A 390-nucleotide genomic window follows, 5' to 3' on the forward strand; every position below is an offset into this window, starting at 1 on the left:
CATTTCTCGGCTCCGGTGAGCTGCTTGAAGCTGCGGTGAAACTCCTCCACCTGCCAGCGCACGCGGGTCGTAGCCTCGACTAGTTGCTGGGTCAGCGTAAAAGCGAAGTTGTTGGTCACGACCCATTCAATGTCGCCGTTCGAGGCCACCAACTTGAATAAGCGTACCGCAAAGGGTACTTTGTTCAACCGCACTTCCAGGCCCGTGCTCCAGCCGCCCGGCGGCGGGGCCACGTCTAGCAGGGCCTGATACCCCGTTTCTTTGCTAGCACTTACTAACCGATTGCTTTTCAGGGTCGTGAAAAACGTCCAACCGGCGCGGTGAATGAGCTTGAGGTTGTCGCTGCCGCTGTACCAAGCATCGAATAAGAGCGTGCGGGCCTTGATTTTA

At 57.2% G+C, this 390-nt stretch carries 1 protein-coding gene; it reads right to left on the reverse strand.

The features are described from left to right. The coding region (locus HW554_RS20360; RefSeq protein ID WP_176910360.1) for a transposase at positions 1–390 on the reverse strand (390 nt) is incomplete at both ends.

The sequence above is a fragment of the Hymenobacter lapidiphilus genome (assembly GCF_013377885.1).
Lineage (GTDB): Bacteria > Bacteroidota > Bacteroidia > Cytophagales > Hymenobacteraceae > Hymenobacter > Hymenobacter lapidiphilus.